Below are 17,933 nucleotides of genomic sequence, written 5' to 3'. Positions count from 1 at the left end.
AGTGGCACGGGCGTCTCGCCCGTGCTGGGGACAGGCTGGACGCCTGTCCCACTCAGACGGGGACCTTCGATCTCGTCGAGGCGGCGGCCGGGAACGGTCGCCTCTCCCGTGACGTGCTCGACCACCTCGCAGCACACGCACCCGACGTTCATCGGTCCATCCGGCTTCATCTCGTCGAGCGCAGCCCGACGGCCCGTTCGAGCCAACGCGGGGTCCTCGGCCCGCACAGCGACCGCCTGACGACGTCGGCCGCCGATGTTCCCGAGGCGATCCGCGGCCTCATCTTCGCCAACGAACTCCTCGATGCGCTGCCGCCGCATCTCGTCGTCATGCGCACGGGCGGCCTGCGAGAGGTGTTCGTGACGGCCTCGGGCGACCGCCTCCACACCGTCGAGGCCGAACCATCGTCGTCGCGCCTTGGCGCATATCTCGACCACGTGCGAGCGAGGCTGGAACCCGGGTGGTTTGCCGAGGTCAACCTGGCCGCAATCGACTGGATCCGTCGCGCCGCCGAACGGCTTCAGGCCGGGTTCCTCCTCCTGATCGACTACGGCCACGAGGCGCCGTCCCTCTTCTCTGCAAGCCGCCGCGGCGGAACGCTGACCGCGTATCACCGACACACCAGCGAGGGGCGCGACGATGGGCCGTCGTGGCTGGCCGAACCCGGCGAGCGCGACATCACCTCGCATGTGGATCTCACCGGCGTACGACTGGCGGCCGAGGCGGCAGGCCTGACCACGCTGGGCATCATCGACCAGGGCTACTTCCTGCTGGGCCTCGGCCTCGCCGACAGGCTGTTCGAGTCGTCGGACCCCTCGCCCCGCGGCCTCGCGCGACGGCTGGCGCTGAAGTCGCTGCTGCTGCCGGCCGGTCTGGGCAGCACACACAAGGTGCTCGTGTTCGCAAGAGGCCTCGGGCAGCCGACACTTGCCGGGTTCTCGTTCGCACGACGGCTGACCTGAACGCGCCAGGGCGACCGAGAAACCGTCCCGCCCTGTCTTTCGGCCCCGAGATCCGGTCTAATGAGCAGTCACAGAGGAGCAAAGATGAGTGCCACGCCACTCGAACGGGAGATCAAGCTGCGCTTCGCGAACCCGGCCGAGGCGAGAGAGGCCATCATCCGAGTTGGCGCCACGCCGGTGCGGGGCCGGCGGATGCAGGACGACTGCCTGCTGGATACGGCCGACGACATGCTGAAGCGCCAGCGATGCGTGCTGCGAATCCGGATGGAGGCAGGGCGCAGCCTGCTCACCTACAAGGGACCGGTCCAGCCTTCGGCCATGAAGCTCCGCGAGGAGCGGGAGACCGTCGTGGCCGACGGCGAAACGCTGCTGTACATCCTGGAACTGCTTGGCTTCCACGTCTGGTTCCGCTACCAGAAGTACCGCGAGGAATTCGGCGGCGAGGACGCCATCATCGCGCTCGACGAGACTCCGATCGGCACGTTCGTCGAGATCGAAGGCAGCGAGAAGGGGATCATCGACGTCGCCACCGCCCTGGGCCGCACCCAGGAGGACTACCTGCTCGACTCCTACCGCGGACTGTACGTCCTGCACTGCGAGCAGACCGGGGCGACGGGGAGGGATATGGTGTTTGAAGAGTAGCAGCCTGGACGTGATCGATGCTTCCCACTCTCCTCCTCACCGCCGGCCTGGGCACCCGTCTTCGACCGCTCTCGTATGTGCGGGCCAAGCCCGCGGTGCCGGTCGCGGGCGAGGTCCTGGTGCGCCGGATCCTGATGTGGCTCAGAGCGGCCGGTGTCCGGGACGTCGTGTTGAACCTGCACTACGAACCGCAGTCGATCACCGCAGAGCTCGGTGACGGCTCGGACCTGGGCGTGACGCTTCGCTACTCCTGGGAGAATCCGGTGCTCGGATCGGCAGGCGGCCCCCGCCGCGCGCGCTCCCTGCTCGCCGCGAGCCGCTTCCTGATCGTCAACGGCGACACGCTCACCAATCTCGATATTCACACGCTGGCGCGCGAGCATGAACGCACCGCGGCGCGCGTCACCATGGCCGTCGTCCCAAACCCCGCACCGGACCGCTACGGCGGCGTGCTGGTGGACGAGGCTGGATCCGTCGTCGGCTTCGTGGGGCGCGGCAGCGCGCGTCCGTCCTGGCACTACATCGGGGTGCAGGTCGTCGAGGCGGACGTCTTTTCCGCGCTTCCGCCCGATGAACCTGCCGAAACGGTGAATGCGCTCTACCCGGCCCTCATTCGCCGGCGGCCTGGCAGCGTCCGTGCGCTGAGATGCGACGCGTCGTTCGAGGACATCGGCACGCCGGCCGACTATCTCGCGACGTCGCTGGCCATTGCCGCCCGCGAGGGCGGTCCCTCGCGGCTTGTCGGCCGCCGCTGTACGGTCGCGCAATCAGCGCGTGTCGTCCGCTCGATTCTGTGGGACGATGTCACGGTGGAGGACGACGTGACGCTGACCGAGTGCGCTGTGGGCGACGGTGTCCGGGTGCCTGCCGGGACCGCGCTGACTCGGCACTCCGTCATCCTGGCCGGCGATGCCGCGCGCCACGGAGCGGTCACCGAGGCCGGCAGCCACATCGTGGGGAACCTGCTCGTCGTGCCGTTCGGCGATCGGCCCGGCGGGCAACGCCAAGGATCGCAGCGACCATGAGCCTCGATGCACATCCCGGGAACGTCCCGGTTCCACCAGCCATCGATCACTATCTCGAACGACGACGGGCGACGCTCCACGCTGCACGGGTCGTTCCCCTGACGGGTGATGCGTCGGACCGCCGGTACTTCCGCGTCATCGGCCAGGACGGCACCACGTCGGTGCTCGCGCTCTACGGCACACCGTTCGAGTACGAGAAGCTCACGTTCGTGAACGTGGCAGAACTGCTGCGGCAGGTACCGCTGCCCGTCCCGGCCATCCTCGATCACGCCGGCGATCTCGGCCTGCTCCGCCTGCAGGATCTGGGCGATGTGACGCTCCAGGCACACCTCGGCGCGGCGTCGCCCAGCGAGCACGCGGCGTCGTACCGGCAGGCCGTGAGCTACATCGAGGTCCTCCAGCGCCGAGGCCGCGAGCTGGAGTCCGCCCGCTTCACACCGTACTCGCTCGCGTTCGACGTCGAGAAGCTGACGTGGGAACTGGAGTTCTTCGTCAAGCACTTCATCGAGGCGTACCGGGGTCTCGAGGTACCGACGCCCACGCGCACGGCGATCCGAGAGGAATGGAAGCCGATCGTCGATGAACTTGCCGCGGAGCCGCAGGTGCTCTGTCACCGCGACTACCACAGCCGCAACCTGATGCCCCATCAGGACGAGCTGTACATCATCGATTTCCAGGACGCGCGGTTGGGGCCCGACACCTACGACCTCGCCTCCCTCCTACGCGATTCCTACGTGGACTTCACCGAGGAGACGGTTGAGGATCTGGTCGCGTTCTTCCTGGCGCTGCGCGGCCGCCACGGGCGTGACGGCGAGGCCGGGTCGTTCGGGGCGTACCAGGCCGACTTCCGGCGCCGGTTCGATCTGATGGCGCTGCAGCGGAACCTCAAGGCGCTCGGCACGTTCGGCTATCAGACGACCACGCGGCAGAACACCGTCTATATCCAGTACATGCCGCGCACGTTGCGCCATGTCCGCCGCAATCTCCAGCGCTACCCGCGGTTCGGTCGGCTTCGCGAGCTGCTCGCCACTTTCGTGGAGGCGCTGGCCTAGCAGCCCATAGACGGGCTGCAAGGGCAAGCGCCCCCGCGGGTTGCGATAGAATGAAGCGTTGTTTCCGCAAAGAGGAGCAGTGACTCCGTGCGCTTCGGCATCTCGACCCATCTCTACCACGAATGGCCGTTGAGTCAGGACCATCTGCGCGAGATCGCCGAGTTCGGCTTTCGCGAGGTGGAGCTGTTCGCCACGATCGGTCACTTCGACTATCGAAGCGAGACGGCAGCCGTGCAACTGGGCGATTGGCTGAGGGAGACGGGCCTGAAGTTGCACTCGGTCCATGCGCCGATCGTCGAGCACCGGCTGAACGGCCAGTGGGGCCCTCCGCTCTCCACCGCGGCTGGCGCCGAACAGGTCCGCGTCCACGCCGTGGCAGAGGCGATCGCGGCCGTGCAGCTGGCGCGCTCCGTTCCGTTCAAGTACCTGGTCGTCCATCTTGGAATCCCGGACGACCTCAAGCCCCCGCATGATGCCAACACGCGGGGCGCGGCAGAGCGGAGCATCGAGGAGATTGTCGCCGCAGCGGCTCCCCTGGGCGTTCAGGTGGCGGTCGAGGTGATCCCGAACAAGCTGTCGGCGGCAAGCGCCATCGTCCGGATGCTCGAGGAAGACCTGGATCTGCCGTCGCCCGGCGCGGGTATCTGCCTCGACCTCGGGCACGCGTTCCTCATGGGCGACCTCACCGACGCGATCGAGATCGTCGGCGGTGAGATCGTCACCACACACGTGCACGACAACGGCGGCAAACAGGACGACCACCTCGTTCCATTCGACGGAAGGATCGACTGGCCGACCGCCCTGATGTCGTTGCAAAAGGTGGGCTACGAGGGTCTCATCCTCTTCGAGGTGGCCAACACCAGCACGCCGCGCGAGGTGCTCGAGCGGACCGTCCTGGTTCGACGCCGGTTCGAAGAGGTCGTCGCAGCGGTATGAAGATAGGATTCGTCTCCCTCGGCTGTCCGAAGAACCTGGTCGATTCGGAAGTGATGATCGGCCTCGCGCAGCAGGCGGGCCACACGTTCACACCGGAGGCCGCCGATGCGGACGTGCTGGTCGTCAACACCTGCTCGTTCATCGAGTCGGCGCGCCGGGAGTCGATCGACGCCATCCTCGAGATGGCCCAGCACAAGAAGACCGGCAGATGCCAGCGGCTGGTCGTGACCGGCTGCATGGCCGAGCGCTACCGCGACGAACTCGAGAAGACGATCCCCGAGGTCGATGCGATTCTCGGCACCGGCGAGATCCCGGGCATTGTCCAGGCGGTCCATCCTCTGACGCTCCATCGGAAGTCGGCGCCCCCCGTCGAGCCGGCGCAGCCCGAGATCGGCGGTCGGCGCAGGGCTTCCCGCCTCCGCGCCAGCCCCACCTACATCTACGACGACCTGACGCCTCGCACGCTCACCACCCCGTCGCACTTCGCGTACGTCAAGATCGCCGAAGGCTGCAACTACAAGTGCGCCTTCTGCATCATCCCGAAGCTGCGTGGCGAGTACCGCAGCCGCCCGGCCGCCTCCATCCTTCGCGAGGCGCGCGACCTCGCCGCGCGCGGCGTGAAGGAGTTGCTGCTCGTCTCACAGGACACGACGTATTTCGGGATCGACCGCGGCCTGCGCGGCGCCCTCGGTCGCCTGCTCCGGCAGCTCAACCGCGTCGACGGTCTCGCGTGGATCCGGTTGCTCTACCTCTACCCGACCACCATCACACCGGATACGCTGGCGGCCATCGCCGAATGCGAGAGGGTGTGCAAGTACGTGGATTTGCCGCTGCAGCATGCGTCGGATGGCGTGCTCGCCCGGATGCGCCGGCCGGGCACCCGGGCGAGCTACGAGCGCCTGATCGCCCGGATCCGGCACACGGTTCCAGCCGTGACGCTCCGCACGACGTTCATCGTCGGGTTCCCCGGGGAAACCGCCGCCGAGTTCGAGGATCTCTGCCGTTTTGTCGAGACGACTGGCTTCGACCACGTCGGCGTGTTCACCTACTCCCACGAGGAGGGCACGACCGCCGGCCGCGGTGAAGACGACGTGCCGCGACGGGTCAAGGAACAGCGGCGGCGAGAACTGATGAGACGGCAGAGGCGCCTGGTCGTGGCACGCAATCGGAGACGCATCGGCGAGCGCGTTCGAGTCCTGGTCGACGGGCCGTCGCCCGAACACCCGCTGGTCCTGCGCGGCCGACTCGAAGGCCAGGCGCCCGAGATCGATCCGCTCGTCTACGTCTCGGACATCGACGTGTCCGACTACCAGCCGGGCGACCTCTTCGAGGCCGAAGTGGTCGCCGCGAGGGGCTACGACCTCGTGGTCCGTCCGTTGCCGGTGGACGAAACGGCGTGATATACTGTGCTGCTTCGGATGCGAGGGCTGGAGGCAACTGAAGTGGGCCGGTGCCCACTTTTTGCATTTTGGGGAGGTCCGTGGAGCGCCTCGACCGGGTCCGATCGCTGGCCGAGCGAATCGCGGAGTCGTACGGACTCCAGGTATTCGACCTGCAGTTCCGGCGCGAGGCAGTGGGGTGGATCCTGCGCGTCACCATCGATCGCGTGGGCCAGGCCGACACGCAGGGACGACCCGGTGCGCCGGCCGATTCGGTGGGCGTGGACGATTGCCGCCACGTCAGTGCCGACTTGAGCGCGCTGCTCGACGTCGAGGACGTCATCGAGCAGAAGTACACGCTCGAGGTCACCTCGCCCGGCCTCGACCGGCCGCTGCGGGGCCCGGCGGACTACGAACGGTTCCGCGGCCGGCTGGCGCAGGTGGTGACCAGCGAACCGGTCGACGGACAGAAGCACTTTCGCGGACGATTACACGGCATCGAGGAGGATCGCGTGGTACTCGAGGGTGACGGAGGCCGGATCCTCCGGGTTCCGCTCTCGGCCGTCTCCCGTGCCCGGCTCGAAGTCGAGTTCTGACGCGTAGCCCCGTTCAGGTAGATATGAGCAATCCGACACTCCAGCAGACCATCGAGGCCCTTGCCAAGGAAAAGGGGATCGAACCCGAGGTCATCGTCTCCGCGATCGAGGAGGCCGTGAAGACGGCGTCGCGGAAGTACTACAAGACGAACGAGGATCTCCACGCGCGGTTCAACCTCGACACTGGCCAGGTCGAACTGTTCGCCGTCAAGCAGATCGTCGCCGAGGTCACCAACCCCGCCACCGAGGTGGCGTTGGCCGAGGCCCAGCAGCTCTACGGCGAAGAAGCCGAAGTAGGCATGGAGATCGAGTTCCCGAAGTCCACGGAGGTGCTCGGCCGGATCGCCGCGCAGACGGCCAAGCAGGTCATCTTCCAGAAGGTCCGGGAAGCGGAGCGTGAGAACATCTTCGCCGAGTACAATCAGCGGATCGGCGACGTGGTGAACGGCACGGTCAAGCGCTTCGAGAACGGCGATCTCATCCTCGAACTCGGGCGCATCGAGGCCGTCCTCCCGCGCAAGGAACAGTCGCGAGCCGAAAGCTATGCCCCGGGCGACCGGATTCGCGCCGTCATCAAGGCCGTCAACCGGAGTGCCAAGGGGCCGCAGATCGTCCTGTCGCGCACCGATCCGGCGCTGCTCATCAAGCTGTTCGAGCAGGAAGTGCCGGAAATCTACGATGCGACGGTGGTGATCAAGGGTGCTGTCCGCGAAGCGGGCGACCGGGCGAAGGTGGCGGTCTACTCTCGCGAGCGTGACGTCGACCCGGTGGGCGCCTGCGTTGGCATGAAGGGCACGCGGGTACAGTCGATCATCCGCGAGTTGCGCGGCGAGAAGATCGATATCGTCGAATGGTCCGAGGACGCGGTTGGCTTCGTCACCAATGCGCTCAGTCCCGCGAAAGTGCAGCGCGTGTCGATCGTGGACGAACACGAGCGCGTGGTGGAAGTCGTCGTCGAGGACAAGCAGCTCTCGCTCGCGATCGGCAAGAAGGGCCAGAACGTCCGTCTGGCAGCCAAGCTGACCGGGTGGCGCATCGACATCAAGAGCGAGGAAGAGAAGCGGCGCGAGGTCGAGGCGCAGCTCGAAGGGCTGGAAATGCCGGGTGAGGAGGGTCTCGAGGACGCCGTCGAGGCTGCCCCGGTGCTCGTGCTGCCCGACATCAACGACGAGATCGTTGCCAGCCTTCGAGAGGCGGGCTACGAGTCGGCCCTGATGGTGGCGGAAGCCCCCATCGAGTCGCTGATGGCCGTGCCGGGCATCGATGAGGCGACGGCCGAGAGTGTGCTCGCTGCCGCCCGCGCGGAGGTCGAAGCCGCGGCTGCCGCGGAGGCCGAAGCGGCTGCCGCGGAGACGGAGGCGGCTGCCGCGGAAGCCGAAGCCGGCGCCGCGGAAGCGGAAGCCGGCGCCGCGGAAGCGGAAGCCGGTCCACCGGATGCCGAGTCTGGCGAACAGGCTAGTCCGGCCGAGGACGGGACGGAGCAAGCGATCGATGCCCCGTTGGCCGAAGGTGATCAGGACGTTCAAGGCAAGTAACACGCATTCGAGGTAACCGTTGGCCACTGTCCGGATCTACAAAGTCGCGGAACTGCTCGGCACGACGAGCCAGGAAGTCCTGGCGCTGCTCAAGCGCGATCACGGGATCGAGGTCAAGAGCGCGTCGAGCACCATCGAGGAAGTTGTCGCCCGACAGTTCGTCGAGCGGATGGCGCGGCAGCGCGGGGTGACCCTGCCGGGCGGCGACATGTTCGCCGAGACGCCCGCCCACAAGGGCAAGAAGCCTGTCGCGGGCAAGAAGCCCGAGCCGCCGAAGCCGGTGGCACCGGCCCTGCCGCCGCCGCGTCTGATCAAGACGATTCGGCCGAAGACCGACGTGCTCATCGAGGCGGAACCGGTTCCGGTCGCCGAAGAGGTCGAGGAACTGGCTCCAGAACCCGTCGTCGAGCCGATCGTGCACCCTGTCGTCCACGAGCCTCGACGTCTGATGCTCGAGGAGCGGGAACCCAAGCCGGAACCGGCGCCGCCCAAGCCTCCCGAAGCTCCGGTGCGTGTGGCCGAGACGGTGCCTCCGCCGATTGCCGCAGAACAGGCCCCGGTCGAACCGGAGCCGACGCTGGCGGCCGAGGAACCGACTGCCGCCGCCCCCGCACGTGTTGCAGCGCCTGCCGCGGAGGCCCCCGCCGCCGAGGCACAGCCCCGAGCGGTGGCCACGCAGCCAACAGGAGCCGTGCAGCCGGCACCGCCAGCTGGTGTTGCACATCCGCCAGCCCAGCGGCCGACCACGCCTGCGACGGCCGCACACGCGCCCGCACCTCACGGCGCCCCGGCCGCGCCCGGTCTGGTGCGCCCGCCGGCACTTCGTCCGGCTGGGATGCACCCTCCGGTCGCCGTGCGACCCGCGGCCGAGCCTGGCAAGCCCGCAACGCACCCGCAGCCCGGAGTGCCCGGTCAGCCGGCACAGCCCAAGCTCGTGGCGCGCCCGGTGCCGCCACCACCGACGCCTCGTCCCGTGATGCCGCCGCCCGGCCGCTTGGTGCCGCCAACGCTCCGTCTCCGCGTCGAGGAGACGCCGCCTCCGCCCGCACCCCGGCTGACACCGCGGACCACCGTGCCGCCGCAACCGCTGCGACCGACCGCGCCACGGACGGCGATGCCGCCGACGGGCCAGGTCGGTCGTCCAGGACCACGCCCCGGAACCTCCGACTTCACGCGACCAGGGGGCACGCCTCCCGGAACGCGTCCGCCCGCACTCACACGCCCGGGAATGACGTCGCGCCCGCCGGCGACGGGCGGTCCAAGGCCACTCCCGTCTCAGCCCGTGCGTCCGGCACAACCGCCACGGCCTGGCATGGCGCCTCCGATGGGTGCGCGTCCGGCACCCCCCGGTCGCCCCGGAATGCCGCCGCGGCCTCCGATGGGCCGGCCGGCGCCCGGACAGCGTCATCACGGCGGTCCGCGGCGCGAGGCGCCGCGGGTGCCGCCGATGGCGATCCAGGCGGCTCCTCCGCCAATCACCCGGACGATCACGCTCGCCGAAGGCATGACCGTCAAGGACCTGGCCGACAAGCTCGAACTCCGCACGAAGGACGTTCTCAAGAAACTCCTCGACAAGCGGATCATGATGACGATCAACACGACGCTGGACATCGACACCGCGACGATGATCGCGCGGGAGTTCGGCGCCGACGTCCAGCTTCGGAGCTTCGAGGAGGAGTTGCTCGAGGTCGAAACCGAGGAGAGCCGTCCCGAGGACAGGGTGCTCCGCGCGCCGGTGGTCACGGTCATGGGGCACGTCGATCATGGCAAGACCACGCTGCTCGACGGCATCCGCGAGACGCGCGTGGCCGAACGCGAGGCGGGCGGCATCACGCAGCACATCGGGGCGTACCACGTCCAGGTCAACAACCGCAGCGTCGTCTTCCTCGACACGCCTGGTCACGAGGCCTTCACACTCATGCGCGCACGCGGCGCCCGTGTGACGGACATCGTCGTCCTCGTTGTCGCCGCGGACGATGGTGTGATGCCGCAGACGCGTGAAGCGATCGACCACGCGAAAGCGGCCGGCGTACCGATCATCGTGGCCGTCAACAAGATCGACAAGCCGGACGCCAATCCCGAGCGGGTCAAGCGCGAACTGGCCGATCTCGGCCTGATGCCCGAGGACTGGGGCGGCCAGACGGTCATGGTCGAGGTTTCCGCCAAGAAACGGCAGAACCTCGAACTGCTGCTCGAGATGATCCTGCTCGTCACCGACATCGGCGAACTGAAGGCGAACCCGAAGCGCGCCGCCGTTGGCACGGTGCTCGAAGCGCAGCTCGACAAGGGCCGTGGTCCGGTGGCGACCATCCTCGTGCAGGACGGCACCCTCCACATCGGCGACACCGTGATTGCGGGTCCGATCCTCGGCAAGGTCCGTGCGCTCATCGACGACCGCGGCCGCCACGTCAAGGTGGCGGGGCCGTCCATTCCGGTCGAAGTGCTCGGCCTCGCGGCGCTACCGCAGCCGGGTGATTCGTTCCAGGCCATCAACGACGCGGCGAAGGCCCGTCAGGTTGCGCTGTTCCGCCAGTCGCAGGCCAAGGAGAAGGCGCTTGGCGCCAAGTCCACGCGCCTCACGCTCGAATCGCTGCAGCAGCAGATTGCCGAGGGCGACGTCAAGGAACTGCCGATCATCATCAAGGCCGACGTGCAGGGCTCAGCCGAGGTGCTGGCCGACACGCTGACGAAGCTGTCCGACGAGAAGGTGAAGATCCGGATCATCCACTCCGGCGTCGGCGCCATCAACGAGTCGGACGTGCTGCTCGCCTCCGCGTCGAACGCGATCATCATCGGGTTCAGCGTCCGGCCGGACCGGAACGCGGCCGAGGTCGCCGAGCGCGAACATGTGGACTTGCGGCTGCATTCGGTCATCTACAACGTCATCGACGAGATGAAGAAGGCGATGACGGGCCTGCTCGAGCCGACGTTCAAGGAAGTGCGGCTGGGTGTGGCCGAAGTCCGCGAGGTCTTCAAGGTTCCGAAGATCGGCGCGATTGCGGGCTGCCTGGTCACGGAAGGCACGATCAAGCGGAGCGGCGACGCGCAGGCGCGCCTGCTGCGCGACCACGTTGTCGTGTTCGAGGGGAAGATCGGCTCGCTCCGTCGCTTCAAGGACGACGTGTCCGAGGTGAAGGCCGGGTTCGAGTGCGGGATCGGCCTCGAGCGCTTCAACGACATCAAGACCGGCGACGCGATCGAAGTCTTCGTCGTCGAGCGCGTCCTGACCCCGGTGACCGCGTAGCGACGGCATGTAGAAGGCAAGATGGCGAATGGAGAATGACAGGAGGCAGGATACGCATCCTGCGCTTCGGACATTCTCCATTTTCATTTTGCACGTGGCGCTCTTCAGCTTCTCTCTGGTCGTGGCCATGGTGGTCGCCCTGCTTTCCGTCGAGTTGTTCCTGCCGGGATCGCAGTCGCTCAAGGACAAGCGGATGGTCCTGCGGCGGGTCAAGGATCGGCTCGCGAAGTTCAATGTCGCGGTTGCCGAGGTCGAACACCACGACCTCTGGCAGCGCGCCGGTCTGGGCATCGTCACGATCGGCACGACGCGGGTTCATACGGAGCAGGAACTCGCGGCCGTCGCCGATGAGATCGAGCGCATCGAGCCCGGTGCGATCACGCGAACCGAGATCGAGTTTCTGGCTTGAACCTATGCCACAAGGTCATCGTCCCGACCGTATCGCCGACCAGATACGCGCGGAAGTCAGCACGATACTGGCACGCGAGGTTCACGATCCGGGCATCGGGTTCATCACGATCACGCGCGTGCAGGTGACCCCGGATCTGCAGCTCGCGCGGGTGTTCTACACGTCACTCGGGTCGGAGGCCGACCGCCGGACGACGGTCAAGGCTCTGCAGCGTGCCGGGTCGTTCCTCCGACGTCAAATCGGGCAGCGGCTGCGCCTCCGCCGCGTGCCGGTCCTCGAGTTCGTCTTCGACAAGTCGATCGAGACCCAGGATCGCGTCGAGCGCCTCCTGCAGGAGATCCACGAGGCCGATGCCGCTCACGACCAGCCAAACCATGACCCTGACCGCACCAAGGACTGACCCCGACCCGGTCGCACGGATCCGCGAGGAGATCATGCGACGCCAGCGGTTCCTGATCACTTCGCACCTCAAGCCGGACGGCGACTCGATCGGCTCCCAGCTGGCGATGGCCTATGCCCTGCGCGCGCTCGGCAAGGACGTGCGGGTCGTCAACCATGACTCGGCCCAACCCGGGTTGTCCACGTTCCCCGGCGTCCCGGACATCGAAATCGCCGATCGCGTGGACGGGGACTTCGACGCGGTCATCGTGATGGAGTGCGGCGATCTCGCGCGAACGGGGATCGAGGGCCTCGAGCGGTTCTTCATCGTCAACATCGACCATCACCCGGGTAACGCGCTGTTCGGCGCCATCAACTGGTTCGACGCCGGCGCGGCCGCATGCGGGGAGATGGTGTTCGACGTGATTCACGCGCTCGGCGTCCCGCTGTCGCATGAGATCGCGATGCACGTCTACGTCGCGATCCTGACCGACACTGGAGCGTTTCACTACTCGAGCATCTCGCCGCGGACGTTCGACATCTGCCGCCAGGCCCTCGAGGCTGGCGTCGATCCGGTCCTCGTCGCGCGGAGCGTGTACGACAGCAACACCATCGGTCGGATTCGGATGTTCGGCGCGGTGCTCAGCTCGCTCGAGCTCGACCAGTCGGGACGACTGGCAGTCCTGTACCTCGATCGCACCATTGCGCAGGCGACCGGCGGCACGTTCGACGACACCGACGGGTTGATCAATCAGCCGCTCACGGTGAAGGAGGTCCAGGCGGTGGTCTTCTTCAAGGCGTGGGAGCCGAATCAATTTCGGATCAGCTTCCGATCGAAGGGCCGCATCGACGTTGGGAGCGTCGCGGCCCGCTTCGGCGGGGGCGGCCACAAGAACGCCTCCGGGTGCACCGTCAACGGCGACCTTGCCGATATCCGCCGGCAGATGCTCCCGCTCGTGCAGGACGCGATCGACCTTGGAACGGCACCCGTCCCATGTCAGCCGTAGACGGCGTACTCGTCGTCGACAAGCCGGAGGGGCCGACGTCCCACGACATCGTCGCGGTCGCCAGGAGGGCGCTTGGTGTCCGGGCGATTGGGCACGCCGGCACGCTCGACCCGATGGCGACCGGCGTCCTCGTGCTCGTCATCGGCCGCGCCACGCGGCTGGCGCAGTTCATGTCGGCTCATGAGAAGACCTATGAGGCGACGATCCGCCTCGGCATGGCCACCGACACGTGGGATCGCACCGGTGTGCTGGTCGGCGAGGTCACCGCGGACGCCAACCTGCCAGGCCCGGCCGAGGTGGAGGCCGCGCTCCAGGCGTTTCTCGGACCACAGGACCAGACTCCGCCGCGCTTCTCCGCCAAGAAGATCGACGGCGTGCGAGCGCACGTCCTGGCCAGGCGCGGAAGACCGGTGACTGTCCGGACGGCCCGGGTCGTCGTCCACGAACTGGAAGTGGTGCGTGCCGGGGCGCCGCTCGTGGACATCCGTGTTCGATGCTCCGCCGGATTCTACGTCCGCGCGCTCGCGGAGGACCTGGGACGCCGCCTCGGATGTGGCGGGTGCCTCGAGCGCCTGCGCCGCACCGAGAGCGGCCGGTTCTCGCTCGAGGATGCCGTTCCGCTGGATTGGCTGTCGGCCCAGCCCGCACGGGCCCTGGCCAGGCTTGTCCCTCTGGAAGGGCTGCTCGCTGAACATCCGGCGATCGTGCTGAACGAGGAAGGCCTGCGGCGGGCGCTGCACGGGAACGACATCGGTCCGGGCGACGTGGCGGCGCGCCATGCCTCGCCCGTCCAGGACGCGGCAGCGGCCACCGGAGCCGTCATCCGGCTGCTGGCGCCCGACGGCACCTTGGTGGGCATCGCGCGCCCCTCCGATCGGCCCGGCGTTTTGCATCCCGTTGTCGTCCTGAAGTAAAATAGCCGATCTGTTGAATCAAGGGATTCGTGATGTACGGCGGTCTGGGCGGCAGGAGTCCGTTCTGGGCCGTACGTGGAGGTGATGGAACGTGGCACTGAACAAAGAGCGGAAGACCGAACTCATCGACAGCTACAAGACGCACGAGGGTGATACCGGCTCTCCTGAAGTCCAGGTGGCGATCCTCAGCGAGCGCATCAACTACCTGACGGAACACTTCAAGGTGCATGCGAAGGACCATCATTCGCGTCGCGGCCTGTTGCAGTTGGTCGGCCAGCGCCGCCGGTTGCTGGACTACGTGAAGCGGAAGGACACCGGACGATACGCGGACCTGATTCGCCGTCTCGGCATCCGCAAGTAGCACGGCAGTCTCGACTGACCCTCGACGCGGCCCGAGCGACGTTCAGCCGCTTGCCCTGTGGTGTGTGCGCAGCGTCGATTCCACGTGCCAGTCACCAGGGACGTCCGCGTCCCGCCTTCGAGACAAGAAAGAACTATGTACAAGCGTGAACTGACCATCGGCCAGAACGTCCTCTCGATTGAGACGGGCAAGCTCGCCAAGCAGGCCAACGGTTCCGTCATCGTCCGCTACGGTGACACCGTGGTGCTCGTCACCGCGTGCTACGCGTCGGCGGAACGACAGGGGATCGACTTCCTGCCCCTCACGGTCGACTACCGGGAGTACACGTACGCATCCGGCCGCATTCCGGGCGGCTTCTTCAAGCGCGAGGGCAAGCCGGCCGAGAAGGAAGTGCTGACGAGCCGCGTCATCGACCGGCCGCTGCGCCCGCTCTTCCCGTCCGGCTGGCATCACGAGACGCAGCTCATCGCGCTCGTCCTGTCGGCCGACTCGGACAACGACTCGGACGTGCTCGCGATCACCGGCGCGTCGGCCGCGCTGGCGCTGTCCGAGATCCCCGTCGCGAAGACGATTGCCGCGGTCCGCGTCGCGCTCGTGGACGATCAGTTCCTCATCAACCCCACGTACGACCAGCGGCGGCAGGCCAAGCTGGACATCGTCGTCGCCGGAAGTCGCGACGGGATCGTCATGGTCGAGGCCGGCGCGAAGGTGGTGACCGAGGATCAGGTCGTGGCCGCGCTCGAGGCCGGACACGTCGCCATCAAGCAGATCGTCGAGATGATCGACCGGATGGCGCAGGAAGCCGGCAAGACCAAGGTGACGCCGCCGAAGAAGGAGATCAACCGCGATTTCTACCGGGAAGTGGAGGAGAAGGTCTTTCTGCCGCTGACCGAGGCGATGCAGATCCAGGACAAGATCGAGAGTTACGCGGCGGTCGAGCAGATCCTCGACGGACTCGTCGCGTCGCTCCCCGAAGAGGAAGTGGTGCGGCGCAGCGAAGCGCGGAAGGTCTTCAAGGAACTGAAGGAGAAGGTGCTGCGCGACGCGATCCTCGAGCGCGGCATTCGCCTCGATGGCCGCGCGTTCGACCAGGTGCGCCCGATTTGGATCGAGGTCGGCGTCCTCCCGCGCACTCACGGATCCGCCGTGTTCACGCGCGGTGAGACACAAGCGCTCGTCACGGCCACGCTTGGCACCGCCGAGGACCAGCAGAAGGTCGAGATGGTCAGCGGGGAGGTGTACAAGCGCTTCATGCTGCACTACAACTTCCCGCCGTTCTCGGTCGGAGAGGTCGCCTTCCTGCGAGGACCTGGCCGGCGCGAGGTCGGTCACGGCGCCCTGGCAGAGCGCGCCCTCGCGCCGATGATTCCGGCCGAGGAGAAGTTCCCGTACACCGTTCGCGTCGTGTCCGACATCCTCGAGTCGAACGGATCCTCGTCGATGGCGACGGTCTGCGGCGGGTCGCTGGCGCTGATGGATGCCGGCGTGCCGCTCGTGTCGCCCGTTGCGGGCGTGGCGATGGGTCTCGTCATGGATGAGAGCACCGGCAAGTACGCGGTGCTCACGGACATCGCGGGCGCCGAGGATCACTACGGTGACATGGACTTCAAGGTCACCGGCACGACGGAGGGGATCACGGCGCTGCAGATGGACATCAAGGTCACCGGCGTGACCTCGGCCGTCATGCGCGAGGCGCTCGAACAGGCCCGCCGCGGCCGCCTGCACATCCTCGGCAAGATGCAGGAAACGCTGAATGCGCCGCGCACCAGCATCTCCACGTTCGCACCGCGCATCGTCACCATCCAGATCCCGGTGGACAAGATTCGTGACGTCATCGGGCCGGGCGGCAAGGTCATCCGCGGGATCATCGAGCGAACCGGGGTCAAGATCGACGTCGAGGACGATGGCCGCGTGAACGTCGCGTCGGCCGACGAGGAATCGGCACAGCGCGCCATTGCGATCATCCAGGAACTGACCGCCACACCGGAGCTGAACAAGTCGTACCTCGGCAAGGTGCAACGGATCACCGACTTCGGTGCGTTCGTGGAAATCATGCCGAACGTGGACGGCCTGCTGCACGTCTCGGAAATCGCGAAGCATCGCGTGAAGGACGTGCGGGACGAGCTCAAGGAGGGCGAACAGTTGATGGTCAAGGTCATCAACATCGACCCGAGTGGCAAGATCAGGCTGAGCCGCAAGGCGCTGCTCGAGGGCGCCGATGAAGGCGCGCCGGCAGGTGGCGGGCCGGCTCCGGACGGACAGCCGCCGAGCGGCGGTGGTCACGAGCACGGTGGTGGCCGCGAGCGCGGCGGCGGCCCCGGCGGACCCCGCGGTCGCGGCGACCGGCGACACTGACACCGGGGGACAGGTCATTGGGGGACAGGTTGTAGGGATTCGGTGACAGGGAGCGCTCTTCCCTACCACCAACGACCTATAACCTGTAACCTAGTCACCATGGACCACAGGAATCGCGCCCTGCTCATCGCGTGTGCCGGCATTCTGGTCGGCCTGACCGTCTGGTCGCGCGCGCAGGCGTCAGCCCCACAGACAACGAACACCACTCCGCAGCCCACGAGTGCCGCGCTTGGGGCGCAGGATGCGACGCCTGAACGCCACGCCTGGCGGATCGTCGCTCGCAAGTACTCCTTCAATCCCCAGCGCATCGAGGTCCAGCAGGACGACCTCGTGAAGATCACGCTCGAGACCGACGATATCCCGCACAGCTTCATCATCGACGAGCCGTACCGGATCGCGAAGCGCACAACCGCCGGCCATACGACCGTGTTCGAGTTCCGCGCCGACAAGGTCGGGGCATTCCCGTTCTACTGCAACCTCACGGCAGATGACGGGTGCCGGAAGATGCGGGGCGAACTCGTCGTCAAGGCCAAGAAGTAGGCAGTCAGGAGGCGGCTGCGGCAGGTTCGCCGGACTCATCACGGACTCGCCTTCGCGGGTTTCCTCACGCGTCCATCCGCTGATTGCCCGGTGACCAGTCGAGAACAGCACGGCGAATGCATGGAGGAAGCCGACGTGAGCGAAGAGGACGAGATCCAGGCGATGGTCGACCGAGAAACCTGGGCCTGGGACCACCAGGATGCCGAGGCTCTCGTGTCTCTCTTCCACCCCGACATGGTGTGGCCGTGGCCACCGGACGCCAGTTCACACGACCCTGCCAGCTGGGTGTTCCCACAGGGTCGCTACAACCGCGATCGTTGGAAGGCAGGGTGGCACGAGCTGTTTCGCGCCTACGAACTCGTCCACAACAGAAGGACGACGGTCCGTATCGCCGTCTCAGCCGAACGCGACGGGGGCTTTGCGGTGGTGGACGTCGACACCCTCTGGTGCAACAGGGCAGACCGGGCGCCGTTTCACTGGAAGGGACGGGCGTGCAAGGGCTATACGAAGGTCGGCTCGGGCTGGCTTCTCATCTACCACACAGGGCTCTTGGCGTACGAGCGGTAGGCACATCGCCGAATGCGCGTCCGCACCAGAC

The 17,933-nt window shown here is 67.1% G+C and carries 17 protein-coding genes; all 17 read left to right on the top strand.

Annotated elements, in window-relative coordinates:
• The coding region (locus VGK32_07975) for an SAM-dependent methyltransferase (GenBank protein HEY3381690.1) at nucleotides 1-962 on the top strand (962 nt) is incomplete at its 5' end.
• An 84-nt stretch (nucleotides 963-1,046) separates the two neighbouring features.
• Complete coding sequence (gene cyaB / locus VGK32_07970) at nucleotides 1,047-1,604, top strand: class IV adenylate cyclase (protein ID HEY3381689.1); 558 nt, start codon at nucleotides 1,047-1,049, stop codon at nucleotides 1,602-1,604.
• A gap of 17 nt (nucleotides 1,605-1,621) precedes the next feature.
• Nucleotides 1,622-2,629 carry an NDP-sugar synthase gene (locus tag VGK32_07965; protein HEY3381688.1) on the top strand — a complete coding sequence of 336 codons (1,008 nt, stop codon included), beginning with the start codon at nucleotides 1,622-1,624 and terminating at the stop codon, nucleotides 2,627-2,629.
• Nucleotides 2,626-3,681, top strand: coding sequence for a phosphotransferase (locus VGK32_07960; protein HEY3381687.1), 1,056 nt, complete (start codon nucleotides 2,626-2,628; stop codon nucleotides 3,679-3,681). Before VGK32_07965 ends, VGK32_07960 begins: the two co-directional genes overlap by 4 nt.
• A gap of 87 nt (nucleotides 3,682-3,768) precedes the next feature.
• Nucleotides 3,769-4,617, top strand: coding sequence for a sugar phosphate isomerase/epimerase family protein (locus VGK32_07955; GenBank protein ID HEY3381686.1), 849 nt, complete (start codon nucleotides 3,769-3,771; stop codon nucleotides 4,615-4,617).
• Entirely contained in the window at nucleotides 4,614-6,017 is a 1,404-nt protein-coding gene (gene rimO / locus VGK32_07950) for a 30S ribosomal protein S12 methylthiotransferase RimO (GenBank protein HEY3381685.1), read from the top strand. Before VGK32_07955 ends, rimO begins: the two co-directional genes overlap by 4 nt.
• Nucleotides 6,018-6,097: 80 nt before the next feature.
• On the top strand, nucleotides 6,098-6,592 hold the full coding sequence (gene rimP, locus VGK32_07945; protein HEY3381684.1) for a ribosome maturation factor RimP: 495 nt from the start codon (nucleotides 6,098-6,100) through the stop codon (nucleotides 6,590-6,592).
• A 23-nt stretch (nucleotides 6,593-6,615) separates the two neighbouring features.
• Nucleotides 6,616-8,127, top strand: a complete 1,512-nt coding sequence (gene nusA / locus VGK32_07940; GenBank protein ID HEY3381683.1) for a transcription termination factor NusA — start codon at nucleotides 6,616-6,618, stop codon at nucleotides 8,125-8,127.
• Between the two features lie 19 nt (nucleotides 8,128-8,146).
• Complete coding sequence (gene infB / locus VGK32_07935; GenBank protein HEY3381682.1) at nucleotides 8,147-11,371, top strand: translation initiation factor IF-2; 3,225 nt, start codon at nucleotides 8,147-8,149, stop codon at nucleotides 11,369-11,371.
• A gap of 28 nt (nucleotides 11,372-11,399) precedes the next feature.
• Nucleotides 11,400-11,780: a DUF503 domain-containing protein gene (locus VGK32_07930; protein HEY3381681.1), complete on the top strand. Its 381-nt coding sequence runs from the start codon at nucleotides 11,400-11,402 to the stop codon at nucleotides 11,778-11,780.
• Between the two features lie 4 nt (nucleotides 11,781-11,784).
• Entirely contained in the window at nucleotides 11,785-12,180 is a 396-nt protein-coding gene (gene rbfA, locus VGK32_07925) for a 30S ribosome-binding factor RbfA (protein HEY3381680.1), read from the top strand.
• 34 nt (nucleotides 12,181-12,214) lie between these two features.
• Complete coding sequence (locus VGK32_07920; protein HEY3381679.1) at nucleotides 12,215-13,165, top strand: bifunctional oligoribonuclease/PAP phosphatase NrnA; 951 nt, start codon at nucleotides 12,215-12,217, stop codon at nucleotides 13,163-13,165.
• Nucleotides 13,153-14,079, top strand: a complete 927-nt coding sequence (gene truB / locus VGK32_07915; protein ID HEY3381678.1) for a tRNA pseudouridine(55) synthase TruB — start codon at nucleotides 13,153-13,155, stop codon at nucleotides 14,077-14,079. Before VGK32_07920 ends, truB begins: the two co-directional genes overlap by 13 nt.
• 91 nt (nucleotides 14,080-14,170) lie before the next feature.
• The gene (rpsO, locus tag VGK32_07910; protein HEY3381677.1) at nucleotides 14,171-14,440 is read left to right on the top strand and encodes a 30S ribosomal protein S15; all 270 of its coding nucleotides are present in this window, start codon (nucleotides 14,171-14,173) and stop codon (nucleotides 14,438-14,440) included.
• A 135-nt stretch (nucleotides 14,441-14,575) separates the two neighbouring features.
• Entirely contained in the window at nucleotides 14,576-16,795 is a 2,220-nt protein-coding gene (pnp, locus tag VGK32_07905; GenBank protein ID HEY3381676.1) for a polyribonucleotide nucleotidyltransferase, read from the top strand.
• Between the two features lie 99 nt (nucleotides 16,796-16,894).
• Entirely contained in the window at nucleotides 16,895-17,335 is a 441-nt protein-coding gene (locus VGK32_07900; GenBank protein ID HEY3381675.1) for a cupredoxin domain-containing protein, read from the top strand.
• 135 nt (nucleotides 17,336-17,470) lie between these two features.
• The gene (locus tag VGK32_07895; protein ID HEY3381674.1) at nucleotides 17,471-17,902 is read left to right on the top strand and encodes a nuclear transport factor 2 family protein; all 432 of its coding nucleotides are present in this window, start codon (nucleotides 17,471-17,473) and stop codon (nucleotides 17,900-17,902) included.
• Nucleotides 17,903-17,933 lie beyond the last annotated feature (31 nt).

This window comes from Vicinamibacterales bacterium, assembly GCA_036504215.1.
In the GTDB taxonomy this organism is placed as follows: Bacteria; Acidobacteriota; Vicinamibacteria; order Vicinamibacterales; family Fen-181; genus FEN-299.
The sequence above is the reverse complement of the archived record's forward strand: the minus strand, read 5'-3'. Positions and strand labels throughout refer to the sequence as shown.

What these genes read in the sequence shown, in the direction of transcription:
- VGK32_07900 (HEY3381675.1), top strand. Translation starts at nt 16,895, where the DNA reads ATGGACCACAGGAATCGCGCCCTGCTCATCGCGTGTGCCGGCATTCTG.
- nusA (HEY3381683.1), top strand. Translation starts at nt 6,616, where the DNA reads ATGAGCAATCCGACACTCCAGCAGACCATCGAGGCCCTTGCCAAGGAA.
- rimO (HEY3381685.1), top strand. Translation starts at nt 4,614, where the DNA reads ATGAAGATAGGATTCGTCTCCCTCGGCTGTCCGAAGAACCTGGTCGAT.
- VGK32_07920 (HEY3381679.1), top strand. Translation starts at nt 12,215, where the DNA reads ATGCGACGCCAGCGGTTCCTGATCACTTCGCACCTCAAGCCGGACGGC.
- VGK32_07960 (HEY3381687.1), top strand. Translation starts at nt 2,626, where the DNA reads ATGAGCCTCGATGCACATCCCGGGAACGTCCCGGTTCCACCAGCCATC.
- VGK32_07965 (HEY3381688.1), top strand. Translation starts at nt 1,622, where the DNA reads ATGCTTCCCACTCTCCTCCTCACCGCCGGCCTGGGCACCCGTCTTCGA.
- pnp (HEY3381676.1), top strand. Translation starts at nt 14,576, where the DNA reads ATGTACAAGCGTGAACTGACCATCGGCCAGAACGTCCTCTCGATTGAG.
- truB (HEY3381678.1), top strand. Translation starts at nt 13,153, where the DNA reads ATGTCAGCCGTAGACGGCGTACTCGTCGTCGACAAGCCGGAGGGGCCG.
- VGK32_07930 (HEY3381681.1), top strand. Translation starts at nt 11,400, where the DNA reads ATGGAGAATGACAGGAGGCAGGATACGCATCCTGCGCTTCGGACATTC.
- rbfA (HEY3381680.1), top strand. Translation starts at nt 11,785, where the DNA reads ATGCCACAAGGTCATCGTCCCGACCGTATCGCCGACCAGATACGCGCG.
- cyaB (HEY3381689.1), top strand. Translation starts at nt 1,047, where the DNA reads ATGAGTGCCACGCCACTCGAACGGGAGATCAAGCTGCGCTTCGCGAAC.